Annotated in this window: 22 protein-coding genes; 1 reads left to right on the top strand and 21 read right to left on the bottom strand. The window is 65.3% G+C overall.

The features are described from left to right. Positions 1-58 precede the first annotated feature (58 nt). From rplE to NQ038_RS12095, 19 genes are all read right to left on the bottom strand, one after another. Positions 59-625: a 50S ribosomal protein L5 gene (rplE, locus tag NQ038_RS12185; RefSeq protein WP_257048564.1), complete on the bottom strand. Its 567-nt coding sequence runs from the start codon at positions 623-625 to the stop codon at positions 59-61. Continuing rightward, on the bottom strand, positions 625-1,002 hold the full coding sequence (gene rplX / locus NQ038_RS12180; protein ID WP_257048563.1) for a 50S ribosomal protein L24: 378 nt from the start codon (positions 1,000-1,002) through the stop codon (positions 625-627). Before rplX ends, rplE begins: the two co-directional genes overlap by 1 nt. 2 nt (positions 1,003-1,004) lie before the next feature. Continuing rightward, positions 1,005-1,373 carry a 50S ribosomal protein L14 gene (rplN, locus tag NQ038_RS12175; protein WP_257048561.1) on the bottom strand — a complete coding sequence of 123 codons (369 nt, stop codon included), beginning with the start codon at positions 1,371-1,373 and terminating at the stop codon, positions 1,005-1,007. Positions 1,374-1,522: 149 nt separating this feature from the next. Continuing rightward, the gene (gene rpsQ / locus NQ038_RS12170; protein WP_257048560.1) at positions 1,523-1,798 is read right to left on the bottom strand and encodes a 30S ribosomal protein S17; all 276 of its coding nucleotides are present in this window, start codon (positions 1,796-1,798) and stop codon (positions 1,523-1,525) included. After that, the gene (gene rpmC / locus NQ038_RS12165) at positions 1,798-2,049 is read right to left on the bottom strand and encodes a 50S ribosomal protein L29 (protein ID WP_306427979.1); all 252 of its coding nucleotides are present in this window, start codon (positions 2,047-2,049) and stop codon (positions 1,798-1,800) included. The genes rpsQ and rpmC overlap by 1 nt, the downstream gene beginning before the upstream one ends. Positions 2,050-2,051: 2 nt before the next feature. Beyond that, positions 2,052-2,468, bottom strand: a complete 417-nt coding sequence (gene rplP, locus NQ038_RS12160) for a 50S ribosomal protein L16 (protein ID WP_257048559.1) — start codon at positions 2,466-2,468, stop codon at positions 2,052-2,054. A 3-nt stretch (positions 2,469-2,471) separates the two neighbouring features. Next, positions 2,472-3,275: a 30S ribosomal protein S3 gene (rpsC, locus tag NQ038_RS12155; RefSeq protein ID WP_257048558.1), complete on the bottom strand. Its 804-nt coding sequence runs from the start codon at positions 3,273-3,275 to the stop codon at positions 2,472-2,474. After that, on the bottom strand, positions 3,275-3,643 hold the full coding sequence (gene rplV, locus NQ038_RS12150; protein ID WP_257048556.1) for a 50S ribosomal protein L22: 369 nt from the start codon (positions 3,641-3,643) through the stop codon (positions 3,275-3,277). Before rplV ends, rpsC begins: the two co-directional genes overlap by 1 nt. 43 nt (positions 3,644-3,686) lie before the next feature. Beyond that, positions 3,687-3,968: a 30S ribosomal protein S19 gene (gene rpsS / locus NQ038_RS12145; RefSeq protein ID WP_257048555.1), complete on the bottom strand. Its 282-nt coding sequence runs from the start codon at positions 3,966-3,968 to the stop codon at positions 3,687-3,689. A 15-nt stretch (positions 3,969-3,983) separates the two neighbouring features. Further along, positions 3,984-4,820, bottom strand: coding sequence for a 50S ribosomal protein L2 (gene rplB, locus NQ038_RS12140; protein ID WP_257048554.1), 837 nt, complete (start codon positions 4,818-4,820; stop codon positions 3,984-3,986). A gap of 30 nt (positions 4,821-4,850) precedes the next feature. Next, a complete protein-coding gene (gene rplW / locus NQ038_RS12135; RefSeq protein WP_257048553.1) occupies positions 4,851-5,153 on the bottom strand; it encodes a 50S ribosomal protein L23 in 303 nt (100 codons plus the stop codon). Next, complete coding sequence (gene rplD / locus NQ038_RS12130) at positions 5,150-5,827, bottom strand: 50S ribosomal protein L4 (RefSeq protein ID WP_257048552.1); 678 nt, start codon at positions 5,825-5,827, stop codon at positions 5,150-5,152. The genes rplW and rplD overlap by 4 nt, the downstream gene beginning before the upstream one ends. A 5-nt stretch (positions 5,828-5,832) precedes the next feature. Further along, complete coding sequence (gene rplC, locus NQ038_RS12125) at positions 5,833-6,507, bottom strand: 50S ribosomal protein L3 (RefSeq protein WP_257048550.1); 675 nt, start codon at positions 6,505-6,507, stop codon at positions 5,833-5,835. Between the two features lie 13 nt (positions 6,508-6,520). Further along, positions 6,521-6,829: a 30S ribosomal protein S10 gene (rpsJ, locus tag NQ038_RS12120; RefSeq protein WP_009379191.1), complete on the bottom strand. Its 309-nt coding sequence runs from the start codon at positions 6,827-6,829 to the stop codon at positions 6,521-6,523. Between the two features lie 408 nt (positions 6,830-7,237). Beyond that, a complete protein-coding gene (gene tuf / locus NQ038_RS12115; RefSeq protein WP_257048548.1) occupies positions 7,238-8,428 on the bottom strand; it encodes an elongation factor Tu in 1,191 nt (396 codons plus the stop codon). Positions 8,429-8,536: 108 nt separating this feature from the next. After that, positions 8,537-10,684, bottom strand: coding sequence for an elongation factor G (fusA, locus tag NQ038_RS12110; protein ID WP_257062675.1), 2,148 nt, complete (start codon positions 10,682-10,684; stop codon positions 8,537-8,539). A gap of 70 nt (positions 10,685-10,754) precedes the next feature. Further along, positions 10,755-11,225, bottom strand: coding sequence for a 30S ribosomal protein S7 (gene rpsG / locus NQ038_RS12105; protein WP_257048546.1), 471 nt, complete (start codon positions 11,223-11,225; stop codon positions 10,755-10,757). Further along, on the bottom strand, positions 11,225-11,599 hold the full coding sequence (gene rpsL, locus NQ038_RS12100) for a 30S ribosomal protein S12 (protein WP_257048545.1): 375 nt from the start codon (positions 11,597-11,599) through the stop codon (positions 11,225-11,227). The genes rpsG and rpsL overlap by 1 nt, the downstream gene beginning before the upstream one ends. A gap of 380 nt (positions 11,600-11,979) precedes the next feature. Further along, a complete protein-coding gene (locus NQ038_RS12095; protein ID WP_257048543.1) occupies positions 11,980-12,672 on the bottom strand; it encodes a hypothetical protein in 693 nt (230 codons plus the stop codon). Between the two features lie 283 nt (positions 12,673-12,955). Between NQ038_RS12095 and NQ038_RS12090 the strand changes: the two genes are divergently transcribed. Continuing rightward, positions 12,956-13,660: a hypothetical protein gene (locus NQ038_RS12090; protein ID WP_257048542.1), complete on the top strand. Its 705-nt coding sequence runs from the start codon at positions 12,956-12,958 to the stop codon at positions 13,658-13,660. 70 nt (positions 13,661-13,730) lie between these two features. On the opposite strand, the gene NQ038_RS12085 is transcribed toward NQ038_RS12090, so the two are convergent. Then, entirely contained in the window at positions 13,731-15,266 is a 1,536-nt protein-coding gene (locus NQ038_RS12085) for a cell wall metabolism sensor histidine kinase WalK (RefSeq protein ID WP_257048541.1), read from the bottom strand. 188 nt (positions 15,267-15,454) lie between these two features. Next, positions 15,455-16,165, bottom strand: a complete 711-nt coding sequence (locus tag NQ038_RS12080; RefSeq protein WP_257062674.1) for a response regulator transcription factor — start codon at positions 16,163-16,165, stop codon at positions 15,455-15,457. Between the last annotated feature and the right edge of the window lie 42 nt (positions 16,166-16,207).

Raw genomic sequence — 16,207 nt, 5'->3', positions numbered from 1 at the left:
GATGCCCTTCCTCGTTGTGGTTTCCTCCGACGGCGTCGGCGGACCTGCAACGTAGTGGTCAGTTGGTCTTGAACGGGAAGCCCAGGTGGCGCAGCAGCGCCCGGCCCTCGTCGTCGGTCTTCGCCGTGGTCACCACGGTGATGTCCATGCCGCGCACGCGATCGATCGAATCCTGATCGATTTCGTGGAACATCGACTGTTCGCTCAGACCGAACGTGTAGTTGCCGTTACCGTCGAACTGCTGGTCCGACAGGCCGCGGAAGTCGCGGATACGGGGCAGCGCCAGGCTGACCACGCGGTCCAGGAACTCCCACATGCGGGCGTTGCGCATCGTGACGTGCGCGCCGATGGCCTGGCCCTCACGCAGCTTGAACTGCGCGATGGACTTCTTGGCCCGGGTGACGACCGGCTTCTGACCCGTGATCAGGGTCAGGTCGCGGATCGCGCCCTCGATCAGCTTCGAATCACGTGCGGCTTCGCCGACGCCCATGTTCACGACGACCTTGACAAGGCCGGGAACCTGCATCGGGTTGGCGTAGTTGAACTCATCCTGCAGCTTCGCGACGATATCGTCGCGGTAGACCTGCTTGAGGCGGGGCTGCGGACGGGAAACGGTCTCAGTCATCAGATCTCCTCCCCGGTGCGGCGCGAGATGCGAACGCGCACGGTCTTCTGCTTACCGTCGCGGTCGACGACCTCTTCGCGGTAGCCCACGCGGGTCGGCTTCTTGTCCTTGGGATCGACGAGCATGACGTTCGACGCGTGGATCGGGGCCTCGACGACCTCGATGCCGCCGGCCGTCGCACCCGAGGCCGTCTGCTGCGGCTTCTTGTGCTTGGTCACGCGGTTGATGCCCTCGACGAGGACGCGGTTGCGCTCCGGGAACACGGCCAGGACCTTGCCCTGCTTGCCGCGATCGCCACCGCGCGACTGGCGCGCGCCGGAGATGACCTGAACCAGGTCACCCTTCTTGATGTGCATTTTCACCTTATTGGCTGCCATTCTCACAACACCTCCGGTGCGAGCGAGACGATACGCATGAACTTCTTGTCACGGAGTTCACGGCCGACCGGCCCGAAGATGCGGGTACCACGGGGTTCGCCGTCGGCCTTGAGGATGACGGCTGCGTTCTCGTCGAATGCGATGTAGGAACCGTCCTTGCGGCGGGTTTCCTTCTTCGTCCGGACGATGACGGCCTTGACCACATCGCCCTTCTTGACGTTACCGCCCGGGATGGCGTCCTTGACGGTGGCGACGATGGTATCGCCGATGCCGGCCGAGTTACGGCCGGAACCGCCCAGAACCCGAATGGTAAGGATTTCCTTAGCCCCGGTGTTGTCAGCGACTTTGAGTCGCGACTCCTGCTGGATCACTAGTTTTCTCCTGTCGTCGCGCTGGTTCTCATGTGCATGAGCCTTGCGGAACGGTTATTGACACAAAAATGCCCCAACCCCCGGGTCCCGGTAGCCGCCGCGGAAGAGGCGGGACCGGGAGGGACCCCGGGGGATGCAACCTTTTTAGTTTACTTGGCGCGCTCGACGATTTCCAGCAGACGGAACCGCTTGGTTGCCGAAAGCGGGCGGGTTTCCGTCACAGTGACGAGATCGCCGATGCCGGCATCGTTGTTCTCGTCGTGCACCTTGTACTTCGTGGTCGTACGCATGACCTTGCCGTACAGGTGGTGCTTCTTGCGGTCCTCGACCTCGACGACGATGGTCTTGTCCATCTTGTCGGAGACGACGTAACCGCGCATCACCTTGCGGCTGTTGCGCACGGGTGCGGTGGTCTCTTCAGCCATCACTTACCCTCTTCCTTGGCATCGGCCGGGTTGGGACGGATCGACAGTTCGCGTTCGCGCAGAACCGTGTAGATCCGGGCGATGTCGCGGCGCACGGCCTTGAGGCGACCGTTGTTCTCCAGCTGGCCGGTGGCCGACTGGAAACGCAGGTTGAACAGCTCGGCCTTGGCCTTCTTCAGCTCTTCGTTCAGACGAGCGTTGTCGTAGCCGTCGAGCACGTCCATGGACAGGTCCTTCGAACCTACTGCCATTGTCACTCACCACCTTCACGGGACACGATGCGGGCTTTCAGCGGAAGCTTGTGGACCGCCAGGCGCAGGGCCTCGCGGGCGACTTCCTCGGACACACCGGCGAGTTCGAACAGAACCCGGCCCGGCTTGACGTTCGCGACCCACCATTCGGGCGAACCCTTACCGGAACCCATGCGGGTTTCGGCGGGGCGCTTGGTCAGCGGGCGGTCCGGGTAGATGTTGATCCAGACCTTGCCGCCACGCTTGATGTGGCGGGTCATCGCGATACGGGCTGCCTCGATCTGACGGTTCGTCACATAGGCGCCCTCAAGGGCCTGGATACCCCAGTCACCGAAGGTGACCTCGGTACCACCCTTGGCAACGCCACCGCGCTTGGGGTGGTGCTGCTTGCGGTACTTCACACGACGCGGGATGAGCACGTGTCAGCCCTCCGATCCGGCCGCGGCAGGAGCCTCGGCGCTCTGTTCGGTCTTCTTCGCTGCGGGCGCGCCCTGGTGTCCGCGACCGCGGCCACCACGGCCACGCCCACGGCCGGCACCGCGGGGTCCGCGGTTCGGAGCGGCTGCCTCGGCGGCGGCCAGTTCCTTGTCGGTCAGGTCGCCCTTGTAGATCCACACCTTCACGCCGATCCGGCCGAAGGTCGTGTGGGCCTCGTAGAAGCCGTAGTCGATGTTCGCACGCAGGGTGTGCAGCGGCACGCGACCCTCGCGGTAGAACTCGGAACGGCTCATTTCGGCTCCACCCAGACGGCCGGAGCACTGCACGCGGATGCCCTTGGCGCCGGCCCGCTGAGCGGACTGGATGGCCTTGCGCATCGCGCGGCGGAAGGCCACACGGCTGGCGAGCTGTTCGGCAACGCCCTGGGCGACCAGCTGAGCATCGATCTCGGGGTTCTTGACCTCGAGGATGTTCAGCTGGATCTGCTTGCCCGTGAGCTTCTCGAGCTGACCGCGCAGGCGGTCGGCTTCCGTGCCACGACGGCCGATCACAATGCCCGGACGGGCGGTGTGGATGTCGACGCGGACGCGGTCGCGGGTGCGCTCGATGTTGACGCGGGACAGGCCCGCGCGCTCGAGGTTCTGCGTCAGCATCTTGCGGATCTTGGCGTCTTCACCGACATAGTCGGCGTAGCGCTGACCCGGCTTGTTCGAGTCCGCGAACCACTTCGACTTGTGGTCGGTGGTGATACCGAGGCGGAACCCGTTCGGATTGATCTTCTGACCCATCAGGCCTCACCCTTCTCTTCCGCGCCATCGGACAGAACCACGGTGATGTGGCTCGTGCGCTTGTTGATGCGGAAGGCGCGGCCCTGGGCGCGCGGCTGGAACCGCTTCATGGTGGGTCCCTCGTCGACGAAGATCTCCGAGATGACCAGATTGTTCTCATCGAAGGCGGTACCGAGCTTGTCGGCCTGCTGACGCGCGTTGGCGATGCCGGACGCGACCAGCTTGCGGACGGGCTCGGAGGCCCCCTGCTCTGCAAATTTCAGGACCGCCAGAGCTTCGGTTGCCTGCTGACCACGAACGAGGTCAACGACACGCCGAGCCTTCTGGGGCGTAACACGCACGAAGCGTGCCTTTGCCTTGGCTTCCATCGTTTCCTACTTTCTAATCGATGACCGTTGGAACGTCACCGCGTCAGCGGCGGCGGCCCTTCCGGTCGTCCTTTTCGTGGCCGCGGAACGTCCGCGTCTGAGCGAATTCGCCGAGCTTGTGCCCGACCATCGATTCGGTGATGAACACCGGGACGTGCTTGCGCCCATCGTGCACGGCGATCGTGTGACCCAGGAAATCCGGGACGATCATCGAGCGACGGGACCAAGTCTTGATGACATTCTTGGTGCCCTTTTCGTTCTGAGCAGCAACCTTCTTGTAGAGGTGCTCATCAACGAAGGGGCCCTTCTTCAGGCTACGAGGCATGTTTGAGGCTCCCTATCAACGCTTCTTGCCGGTGCGACGACGACGCACAATGAGCTTGTCGCTTTCCTTGTTGGGCTTGCGGGTACGGCCTTCCGGCTTGCCCCACGGGCTGACCGGGTGGCGACCACCCGAGGTCCGGCCCTCGCCGCCACCGTGCGGGTGGTCGATCGGGTTCATGACCACACCACGGACGGTCGGGCGCTTGCCCTTCCAGCGCATGCGGCCGGCCTTGCCCCAGTTGATGTTCGACTGTTCGGCGTTGCCCACTTCGCCCACGGTCGCGCGGCAGCGCGCGTCGACGTTGCGGATTTCACCGGACGGCATGCGCAGCTGCGCATACTTGCCGAACTTGGCGACCAGCTGCACGGATGCGCCGGCCGAACGACCGATCTTGGCGCCGCCGCCGGGACGCAGTTCGACTGCGTGGATGACGGTACCGACCGGGATGTTGCGCAGCGGCAGGTTGTTACCGGGCTTGATGTCCGCTTCCGGACCGGCCTCGACGGTGTCACCCTGCGCCAGCTTGTTCGGCGCGATGATGTAGCGCTTGGCGCCATCGGCGTAGTGCAGCAGCGCGATACGAGCCGTGCGGTTCGGGTCGTACTCGATGTGAGCGACCTTTGCCGGCACGCCGTCCTTGTCGTGACGACGGAAGTCGATCACGCGGTACTGGCGCTTGTGTCCACCGCCCTGGTGACGGACGGTGACACGGCCCTGCGAGTTACGTCCACCCTTTTTCGGGAGGGGACGGAGAAGCGACTTTTCCGGCGTGGAACGAGTCACTTCGGCAAAGTCGGCGACCGACGAGCCACGGCGGCCCGGTGTCGTCGGCTTGTGCTTACGGATTCCCATGTTTAATCCTTCTTCAACGAGGAGGTTCGCTTAGAGCGATCCACCGAAGATGTCGATCGAACCGTCCTTGAGGGCGACGATGGCACGCTTGGTGTCCTTGCGCTTGCCCCAACCCGTCCGGGTGCGGCGGCGCTTGCCCTGACGATTCAGGGTGTTCACCGAGCTGACCTTCACACCGAAGATCGATTCGATTGCGTACTTGATTTCCGGCTTGGTCGCGGCCTGGTCGACGACGAAGGTGTACTTGCCCTCGTCCATCCCGGCGTAGGACTTTTCCGAAACGACCGGTGCGACGATGATGTCGCGGGGGTCCTTCACACGTACGGAGCTCACTTGGCGGCCTCCTCGCTCTTGGCGTTGTCAGCCTTGGCGCCCTGGTTGAACGCCAGGAATGCGTTGAACGCACCTTCCGTGAACACGATGTCATCGGCCATCAGCACGTCGTACGTGTTGAGCTGGTCGAAGGACAGGACGTGAACGTCGGAAAGGTTACGGGCGCTCAGCTGCGTCAGTTCATCGGAACGCTCGACCACGACGAGCTTGTTCTTGCGGTCCGACAGACGCTCGAGGGCGACGCGTGCCTGCTTGGTCGAGGGCTTGTCGCCCTCCACCAGGCCGGTCACGACGAACACCTGGTCGAGGCGTGCGCGGTCCGACAGGGCACCGCGCAGTGCGGCGGCCTTCATCTTCTTGGGGGTCCGCTGCGAGTAGTCGCGCGGCACCGGCCCGTGGACGATGCCACCGCCGGCGTACTGCGGCGCACGGATCGAACCCTGACGGGCGTTACCGGTGCCCTTCTGCTTGTACGGCTTCTTGCCACCGCCGCGCACTTCCGAGCGCGTCTTGGCCTTGTGCGTGCCCTGGCGCGCTGCAGCGAGCTGGGCGACGACGACCTGGTGGATCAGCGGCACATTGGTCGCCACACCGAACACGGCATCGGGCAGCTCGACGGAACCGGACTTCTTGCCGGCCAGGTCGAGCACGTCGATGTTCTTGGTCTCAGTCATGTAACTCAGGCCTCCTTCGCAGCAGTGCGGATGAGGACAACGCCCTTCTTGGGGCCGGGGACGGCACCCTTGACGAGCAGCAGGTTGTTCTCAACGTCCACCGCGTGAATCGTGAGGTTCTGGGTGGTGTGACGGGCATTGCCCATGCGACCGGCCATCCGCATACCCTTGAACACACGGCTGGGCGTCGAAGCGCCGCCGATCGAACCGGGCTTGCGGTGGTTGCGGTGGGCACCGTGGGATGCACCCACACCCTTGAAACCGTGGCGCTTCATAACGCCCGCGGTTCCCTTACCCTTGGTCTTCGCGGTCGCATCGACCTTCACGCCGGCTTCGAAGGTCTCCACGGAGAGCTCCTGACCCAGCGAGTATTCGGCGGCGTCGGCCGTGCGCAGTTCCACGAGGTGGCGGCGCGGGGCGACCCCGGCCTTCTCGAAGTGACCGGCGGTCGGCTTGTTGACCTTGCGCGGATCGATCTCCCCGAAGCCGATCTGCACGGCGGTGTAGCCGTCGACGTCTTCGTTGCGGACCTGCGTGACAACGTTGCCGCCGGCCTGGATGACCGTCACGGGAACGAGATTAGCGTTCTCATCCCACACCTGGGTCATGCCGAGCTTGATGCCCAGCAGGCCCTTGACGTTGCGGGTGGTGGGGAGAGGCTTGGAACGAGTGTTCACCATTACTGCTTCCCCCTCAGAGCTTGATCTCGATGTTGACATCGTCGGCCAGGTCGAGGCGCATGAGCGAGTCAACGGCCTTCGGCGTGGGGTCGACAATGTCGATCAGACGCTTGTGCGTGCGCATTTCGAAATGCTCACGGCTGTCCTTGTACTTGTGCGGCGACCGGATAACGCAGTACACGTTCTTCTCGGTCGGCAACGGCACGGGGCCCACAACCGTAGCGCCAGCGCGGGTGACGGTGTCCACGATTTTACGTGCAGCACTGTCGATAACCGCGTGGTCGTACGACTTGAGCCGGATGCGGATCTTCTGTCCCGCCATGGCGTCGTAACTCCATCTTTAGTTCTTCCCGGCCATCAACCGCGGTCCTGTTCGGATCACGCGGTCTGTGCCGGCTGAATTGACCGACCCCCGCGGTCGGGCGTGTCGCCTGCCCTACCGGGTGAAAACACGCATAACTCAATCTGTGTTGTCCGGTACAGGCGAACCCGCTATTGCAGATTCCTTCCGGACTGTTCTGGGCCGTTCGCGACACGAATGCCGCAGTGCAGGGGTCTGGGGCCCAAAACGCAACTCGTCTAGTATGGCACATCCGTTCAGGGGGCCACAAGCCGATCCTGAAAATCGGCTGTGGGATTCCCGTCACAGTACATGCAAGGGGCCCCGGAACCAATCGGTTCCGGGGCCCCTCGTGCCTACGGGGTCTCCCCCGCCGCAATCACCTGATGATCACTTGTTGATCTTGGTGACACGGCCGGCACCAACGGTGCGGCCGCCTTCGCGGATCGCGAAGCGCAGGCCCTCGTCCATGGCGACGGGCTGAATCAGCTCGACGGACATGTCCGTGTTGTCGCCCGGCATGACCATTTCGGTGCCTTCCGGCAGCGTGATGACGCCGGTGACGTCGGTCGTGCGGAAGTAGAACTGCGGGCGGTAGTTCGAGTAGAACGGGTTGTGACGCCCGCCCTCGTCCTTGGACAGGACGTAGACCTGGCCCTCGAACTGCGTGTGCGGGGTGATCGAACCCGGCTTCACGACGACCTGGCCGCGCTCGACCTCGTCGCGCTTCGTGCCGCGCAGCAGCAGGCCGACGTTTTCACCGGCGCGCGCATCGGGCAGCTGCTTGCGGAACATCTCGATACCCGTGACGGTGGTCTTCGAGGTTTCCGGCTTGATGCCGACGATCTCGACTTCCTCGTTGGGCAGCAGGATGCCGGTCTCCACACGACCGGTCACGACGGTGCCGCGGCCGGTGATGGTGAAGACGTCCTCGACGGGCATCAGGAAGGGCTTGTCGGTGTCGCGGACGGGCTCCGGGATGAAGTTGTCCACGGCTTCCATCAGGTCCTCGACCGACTTGACCCACTTGGGGTCGCCTTCCAGGGCCTTCAGAGCGGAGACGCGGACGATCGGGGACTCCGGATCGAATTCCTGCGACTCGAGCAGTTCCGAGACCTCCATCTCGACCAGGTCGAGGAGCTCTTCGTCATCGACCATGTCGGCCTTGTTCAGCGCGACGACGATGGCGGGAACGCCAACCTGGCGAGCCAGCAGGACGTGCTCGCGGGTCTGCGGCATCGGACCATCGGTGCCGGCGACGACCAGGATCGCACCGTCCATCTGGGCGGCGCCGGTGATCATGTTCTTGATGTAGTCGGCGTGACCGGGGGCGTCGATGTGAGCGTAGTGACGCTTCTCGGTCTGGTACTCAACGTGCGAGACGTTGATGGTAATGCCGCGCTCCTTTTCCTCAGGAGCGTTGTCGACCTGATCGAAGGCCTTGGCCTCGTTCAGATCCGGGTACTTGTCTGCCAGTACCTTGGTGATTGCCGCGGTCAGAGTCGTCTTACCGTGGTCAACGTGACCGATGGTACCGATGTTGACGTGCGGCTTGTTCCTATCAAAGGTAGCCTTTGCCACTGGGTTCCTCCTCGTGGATGGCACGGCCCGCTGGGTTGCGGGCCGCCACCGTGTTTCTTCTGTCGGTGCCGGCCGGAGGACCACTCCCCCGGCCGGCGAACGGGGAGATTACTCTCCGCCGCGGGTCTTCTGGATGATCTCGTCGGCAACTGCCTTCGGGACCTCGGAATAGCTCTGGAACTGCATCGAGTACACCGCACGGCCCTGGGTCTTCGACCGCAGGTCGCCGATGTAGCCGAACATCTCGGACAGCGGGACCAGTGCCTTGACGACCTTGACGCCGGAGGCGTCCTCCATCGACTGCACCTGGCCACGACGCGAGTTCAGGTCGCCGATGACGTCGCCCATGTACTCCTCGGGCGTACGCACCTCAACGTCCATCAGCGGTTCCAGCAGAACGGGGCTGGCCTTGCGCGCGGCTTCCTTGAAGACCATGGAGCCGGCGATCTTGAAGGCCATTTCGGACGAGTCGACGTCGTGGTAGGCACCGTCGACCAGCGTCGCCTTGACGCCGACCATCGGGTAACCGGCCAGGATACCGACCTGCATGGCATCCTGGATGCCCGCATCGACCGACGGGATGTACTCGCGCGGAACGCGGCCACCCGTGATCTGGTTGTCGAACTCGTAGATCGTATCGCCTTCGACCTCGAGGGGCTCGATGGTGACCTGGACCTTCGCGAACTGACCCGAACCGCCGGTCTGCTTCTTGTGGGTGTAGTCCTGCTTCTCGACCTTCCGGCGAATGGTTTCGCGGTAGGCGACCTGCGGCTTGCCCACATTGGCATCGACCTTGAACTCGCGGCGCATGCGGTCCACCAGGATGTCCAGGTGGAGCTCGCCCATGCCGGAGATGACGGTCTGGCCGGTTTCGGCGTCCAACTCGACCTTGTAGGTCGGGTCTTCCTTCACGAACTTCTGGATGGCCGCGGAGAGCTTCTCCTGGTCGCCCTTGGTCTTGGGCTCGATGGCCACGGAGATCACGGGCTCGGGGAAGGTCATCGACTCCAGCGAGATCGGGTTCGACGCGTCGCACAGCGTATCGCCGGTCGTCGTGTCCTTGAGCCCGATGAAGGCGTAGATGTGGCCTGCAACGGCCTCTTCCACCGGGTTCTCCTTGTTGGAGTGCATCTGGAAGAGCTTGCCGATGCGCTCCTTCTTGCCGGAGGTCGCGTTGAGGACCTGCTCGCCCGGCTTGACCTCACCCGAGTACACGCGGACATAGGTCAGCGTGCCGAAGAACGGGTGCGTGGCGACCTTGAAGGCCAGAGCCGAGAAGGGCTCGGAGGTCGAGGGCTCGCGGGTGAGCTCGGCTTCTTCGTCCTTCGGGTCGTGACCGACGACCGCGCCCACGTCGAGCGGGGTCGGCAGGTAGTCGATGACCGCGTCGAGCATGGGCTGAACGCCCTTGTTCTTGTACGCGGAACCGGCGAAGACCGGGTAGGCCTCCGAGTTCACGGTCAGGTGGCGAATGCCGGACTTGAGCTGCTCGAGCGTCAGGTCGTCGTTCTCCAGGTAGGCTTCCATGAGCTCATCGGAGGCTTCGGCGACGTCTTCGACGAGCTTCGTACGGTATTCCGCGACCTTGTCCGCGATGTCCTCGGGGATCGGCACCTCGATCTCCAGCTGACCGCGGGTTTCATCGCCCTTCTTGGCGTGGAACTCGTCGTGATCCTCCGGGAAGACCTCGGGCCATTCGTATGCCTTCATCTCGACCAGGTCGACGACGCCGCGGAAGTCGTTCTCCGCGCCGATCGGCACCTGCATCACCAGCGGCTTCGCGCCCAGGCGATCGACGATCGTCTGCACGGTGAAGAAGAAGTCCGCGCCCAGCTTGTCCATCTTGTTGACGAAGCAGATGCGGGGGACATCGTACTTGTCGGCCTGGCGCCAGACGGTCTCCGACTGGGGCTCCACGCCCTCCTTGCCGTCGAACACGGCGACAGCACCGTCGAGCACACGCAGCGAACGCTCCACCTCAACGGTGAAGTCGACGTGCCCGGGGGTGTCGATGATGTTGATCTGGTTGTCTTTCCAGTAGCAGGTCGTCGCGGCCGACGTGATCGTGATACCGCGCTCTGCTTCCTGTTCCATCCAGTCCATCGTCGAAGCGCCATCGTGCGTTTCGCCGATCTTGTAGTTCACACCGGTGTAGAACAGGATTCGTTCCGTCGTGGTGGTCTTACCGGCATCGATGTGGGCCATGATGCCGATATTGCGGACCTTGTTGAGGTCCTTGAGCACTGCAAGTGCCACGGTGTCTCTCTCTCGTGTCTAGAGCTTCTGGCCCCGGCGGGCCTGCGGGCCCGCCGGGTATAACCGAGGATTACCAGCGGTAGTGTGCGAAGGCCTTGTTCGACTCGGCCATCTTGTGCGTATCCTCACGGCGCTTGACAGCGGCACCGAGGCCGTTCGACGCGTCGAGAATCTCGTTCATCAGGCGTTCGGTCATGGTCTTCTCGCGGCGCTGCCGGGAGAAGCCGACCAGCCAGCGCAGGGCCAACGTGGTGGCGCGGCCCGGCTTGACGTCGACGGGGACCTGGTAGGTCGCGCCGCCGACGCGGCGGGACTTGACTTCGAGGGCCGGACGGATGTTGTCCAGGGCCTTCTTCAGCTGCTGTACCGGATCGTTGTTGCTCTTCTCGCGCACGCCTTCGAGTGCACCGTAGACGATGCGTTCGGCGGTGGAGCGCTTGCCGTCGAGCAGGACCTTGTTGATCAGCTGCGTGACGATCGGCGAGTTGTAGACCGGGTCGATGACGACCGGGCGCTTGGGTGCGGGTCCCTTACGAGGCATTACTTCTTCTCCCTCTTGGCTCCGTAGCGGCTGCGGGCCTGCTGGCGGCCCTTGACGCCCTGCGTATCGAGGGTGCCGCGGATGATCTTGTAGCGGACGCCGGGGAGGTCCTTCACACGGCCACCGCGCACGAGCACGATGGAGTGCTCCTGCAGGTTGTGGCCTTCACCCGGAATGTACGCCGTGACCTCGATCTGCGAGGACAGCTTGACACGAGCGACCTTGCGCAGTGCCGAGTTCGGCTTCTTCGGGGTGGTGGTGTAAACGCGGGTGCAGACACCGCGGCGCTGCGGGCTGCCCTTCAGGGCAGGCGTCGCGTTCTTCGCGGCCTTGTCGTGCCGGCCCTTACGGACCAGCTGCTGAATGGTAGGCACTTAAGTGTTCTCCAGTTGCTTCTCGATATTCCTAAGTCCTCACCGCGGTAACAGGCGGAGCCCGCCGACCGTTGGTGCGAACATGTCCCATACGATCGGGTGAAGCTGCCTGCCCGATCGCAGTAAGTACGCGGTCCCTGTGCACCCGAGGTCGGGTGTGTCGGGCGGATATAACACCGCGAATTCCAACACCGGGGACCACATCGTTCGCATGCGAGCACGCGAACATGGCTGATCGAAATCAGTCCTTTCCAGAGTAGACCGCCCGCGCCCCGGCGGTCAAACGATTGGCAGAGGGCAATCTTGTGGAAGTCGTCACAGTACGGGCGCGCCGGTACACCTGCTCGGGTGTACCGGCGCGCGGTCGTCTCCCCAGTCCCTCAAACGGCCCAGCTCGCAGCATCGGCGAGGTTGCCTCCGACCTTTCGGACAGTGGCCACCGTGGCGTTCTCGACCTGCCCAAGATAGCGACTCAGGCTCGTCTGCTCTTCGGCCGACTGGCCGGTGGGCCCGCCCGCGGAACCCGAGGAGGTGGTGCCACCGCTCGAATCGGACTGACCGCCCTGCTGAGCGGTGCCCTGGTGTCCGCTCTGCCCGCCCGAGGACGAGGATGAGCCCTGTTGGCTCCCACCCATGCCGCCGGGGCCCCCTTGGCCACCGCCACCGGGTCCTCCCTGGCCACCGCCGGGACCGCCCATCTGGCTCGAACCACCGGAGGACGAACCCGCTGCGGCCGCGCCGATCGCCCCGCCGGCCACTCCCCCGACCAGCAGCAGGCCGACGCCCGCCGCAATCGCCGGGGTCAGGCCGATCGTGCGCTTGGGCCTTCCCGCCGGTCCGGCTGTTGGCTGCGGAGGATAGTAGGGCGCCGGTGCGCCCTCCGCACGCTCCGCTCCACTCGCCGGCCCCGCTGGCCCCGCCGGGAGCGTCGGCCCGGTCGGGAGCGTCGGCCCGGTCGCTCCCGGCAGGCCGTCGCCCCGTCCCAGGCGACTGTCTCCGCTCTGCCCGCCGGTAGTGGCCCCGGGCCGGGCCGCGTACTGATCCTGCGGGTTCTCGTTCTGGTTACTGCTCATCGCTGTTCCTCCTCCGATCCGGCAAGCGCCGGTTTCGACCTGATGGAATCAGCATGGTCGTCGGCCCTGGAGCGTGCTTATGCCGTTTCTATGCCACAGCTGTGAAAAGCCGCGCGCCGCCTGGCAGCCGCCGAAGGACGCCGGCTCGCGGGGAGCCCGCCGGTTCCTTACAGTGGGAGGACCGGTGCCGACAGATCACAGCTGAGGTACATCCTCTGCAAATGAGCCGCATGGTGACGGCGGCGAATCTTGAACCGTCGAACCACACGGGCAGGAGAAGACAATGGCACCCAAGGAAAAGAAACACTCGACGGCAACGGAGAACCGGGCACGGCGCAAGTCCCGCCACGAGGCGGAGGAACGGGCACACAAGATCACCCCGCGCCGGCTTCTGACATCGGTCGGAGTCGCACTGGCTGTCGGACTCGGCGGAGTGGGGCTGGCCGCCTGCACGAGTACGGCCGACACCGCCGATTCGACATCCCAGTCACAAACCGGGTCCGGCGCGCAGGATTCCGCGGCCGGCCAGAGCGGACAGAGCCCGTTCTCCAGCATCGACACCGCGGCTCTGGCCACGGCCCTGGACACCACCGAGGACAAGGTCACCGAGGCGATCCAGACAGTCGAGTCCGCACGGCCCGCCGACGGCGCCCCCGGCGGTCAGGCAGGCGGCCGGCAGGGCTCCGGGTCCGCGGGGACCGGGCAGGCCGGATCGTCCACGGACTCGACCGCCCAGGCGCAGCCGCCCCAGGGCGCCCAGTCGGGTTCGAGCGACTCCTCCGGCACGGGTTCCGGTGAGGATCCGATGGCCGCACAGCTGGCCACGGCGCTCGACATGGAATACGACACCGTGCTCAGCGCACTGCAGGACGCCGGCTACACCTCGGGTGGCCCCGGAGCCCAGCAGGCAGACGGCGCGAACGCCGGCGCGACCGACACCTCGAATGACAGCACCGGCAGCCAGGAGACCGCAGCGGCTGAAAGCTGAGAGCCGCGCTCGACCACGGCACGCCGCAGGGGCGGATCCACATGGATCCGCCCCTGCGGCGTTGTGCGCCTCAGCTCGTGGCGCGCAATTCCACGGTGAATACGGCGCCGGCCGGGCTCGAGGCCACCGACACGTCTCCGCCCATGGCCCGCGCCAGCGACCTCACGATCGCCAGTCCCAAGCCGGAGGACCCACCCTGGACCTGGGCCTCGTTGGAACGGGCGCGCTGCTGGTCCCCGCGGGCGAAACGGTCGAAGATCTTCTCGCCCAACTCCGGATCGATCCCCGGGCCGTCGTCGGCGACCCGCACCACTGCCTGTTCCCCGATTCGTTCGGCGCTCACGGTGATATGTGTGCCCTGCGGGGTGTGGACCCTGGCGTTCGTCAGCAGATTCGCCACGATCTGCACGATCCGCGACCGGTCACCCAGGGCCTCGACCGGTTCGGGTGGCAGTTCGAGGGAATAGTCGTGGTCGGCAGTCGTGGCGTGGGCATCGCCCACCATCTCGATCAGCAGCTCCGAAAGATCCACGGTGGCTGTCTGCACCCGTTCGCGTCCGGCATCCAGCCGGGCCAACAGCAGCAGATCGTCGACCAGGCCGGACATCCGCAGCGCCCCGGCGTCGATCCGCTCAAGCGCCTGCGCGACCTGAGCCGGGGACTGCGAGCGCAGCGGTTTGGTCAGATCCGCATAGCCGCGGATCGTCGTCAGCGGCGTGCGCAGTTCGTGCGAGGCATCGGCGACGAACCTGCGCATCTGCAGCTCCGAACGGTACCGGGCCGCCAGCGCCTCGTCGACATTGCCGAGCATCGCATTCATCGCCGCGGCCACATCCCCCACCTCTGTGCCGTTCTTCACCAGGGGTTGGGGGACCCGCACCTCCACGGCCGTGCCGCCGGGGCTCAGATCCAGGCCGGCGACCTCGCGCGCGGTCCGGGCCACCTGGCGCAGCGGCCGGAGCTGCCGGGAGATCACCAGGCCGGCGGCCAGCCCGGCGGCCACCAGGCCGATGCCCACGGCACCCGCCGTCCACGCCCCCGTGGTGCGCAGTGCGGAGTCCACGCCGTCCTGCGGAATCCCGTAGGTCACGCGCAGGCCCTGCTGGTCGAAGGTCATAACGCGATAACTGCCCAGGGTGGGCAGGGAGATGCTGTGCGCGGCTTCGTCGGCGTTCAAACCGATCAGACTGCGTGCGTCCGCCTCCTCCAGGGACTGCGGCGCACCGTATTCGGCCCGGGTGATCATGCCGATCGCGGTCGACCCATCGGTCACCATGGCGATGGTGCGATCGCCCTGACCCGGCATGTCGAGGAAGCGCAGCCACCGGCGGTACTCCGCCGGCAGCTCGCCTTGGGCCGCCGCACTGCCGGACGCCGTCGCCGCAGCCGTCGGACCGCCCGAAGTGCCACCGACTCCGCCATCGGAACGCGCTCCCCCGCCGGGGCCGTGTTGGGCGCTCTCGGCCGTGGTCCGCAGCTGTTCGTCCAGGTTGCCCATCAACGAGGCCCGCACGGTCAGCACGGAGGCCAGCCCGATGCCCACGCCGATCACCACGAGCACGCTCAGGGTCGTCAGAATCAGCCTGGCCCGCAGGCTCGGATGCATTCCGCGGCGCGGTGTTGAGCCCGCAGCAGGCGAGGCTGCCGGGCCGGTTGACGGCGAGGCTGCCTGACCGTTTGGCGGCGCAGCTGCCTGGCCGGCTGCCTGCCCGTTTGGCGCGGGAGGCGGAAAGGCCGGCTTCGGAGGAATCCCCGTTGGCCGTCCCCGGTTCGGTGCCGGGGAATCGGACTCCATCAAACCTCCCGCAGCATATAGCCGGCACCGCGCTTGGTCTGGATCATCGAGGGCTTGTCGGGGACGACCGCGTCGATCTTCTTGCGCAGATAGGAGATGTAGAGCTCGACGATATTGCCATTGCCGCCGAAGTCGTAGTCCCACACCCGGTCGAGGATCTGCGCCTTGGTCAACACCACATGCGGATTGCGCATGAACAGCAACAGGACCTCGTATTCGCGCGCAGTCAGGTCGATCGGCGTACCGTCGCGGCTGACCTCGTGGCTGGCCTCGTTGAGCTGCAGGTCGCCCACATTGAGGACACCGGACTCGTCCTCGGGCAGGGTACCCGTCCGGCGCAGCCGAGCGGCCACTCGGGCCATCACCTCTTCGAGGTTGAAGGGCTTGGTCACATAATCGTCCCCGCCCAGCCGCAGACCGTTGAGGCGGTCGTCCACCGAATCCCTGGCCGACAGGAACACCACCGGGGTGTCGATGCCCTCGCCGCGCAGCTTGGCCAGGACTTCGAAGCCATCGAGGTCGGGCAGCATAACGTCCAGGATGATGGCGTCGAAGGGTTCCATCCGGGCCAGTCGGACGGCCTCGCGGCCGGTCCCCGCCGTTTCCGCGCGCCAGCCCTGCACGGTGCAGGCCATGGCCAGCAGTTCGGCCAGGTTCGATTCGTCGTCGACGACCAGAATGCGCATCGGAGTGCCATCTGTATGTGCCATGTGCTTCGTCCCTGTTCCGTTCACGGTTTCCATTATCGTTCC

The sequence above is a fragment of the Brevibacterium sp. 50QC2O2 genome (genome assembly GCF_024580675.1).
Lineage (GTDB): Bacteria > Actinomycetota > Actinomycetes > Actinomycetales > Brevibacteriaceae > Brevibacterium > Brevibacterium moorei.
Note: the sequence above shows the minus strand (reverse complement) of the source record. Positions and strands in the feature narration are given on the sequence as shown.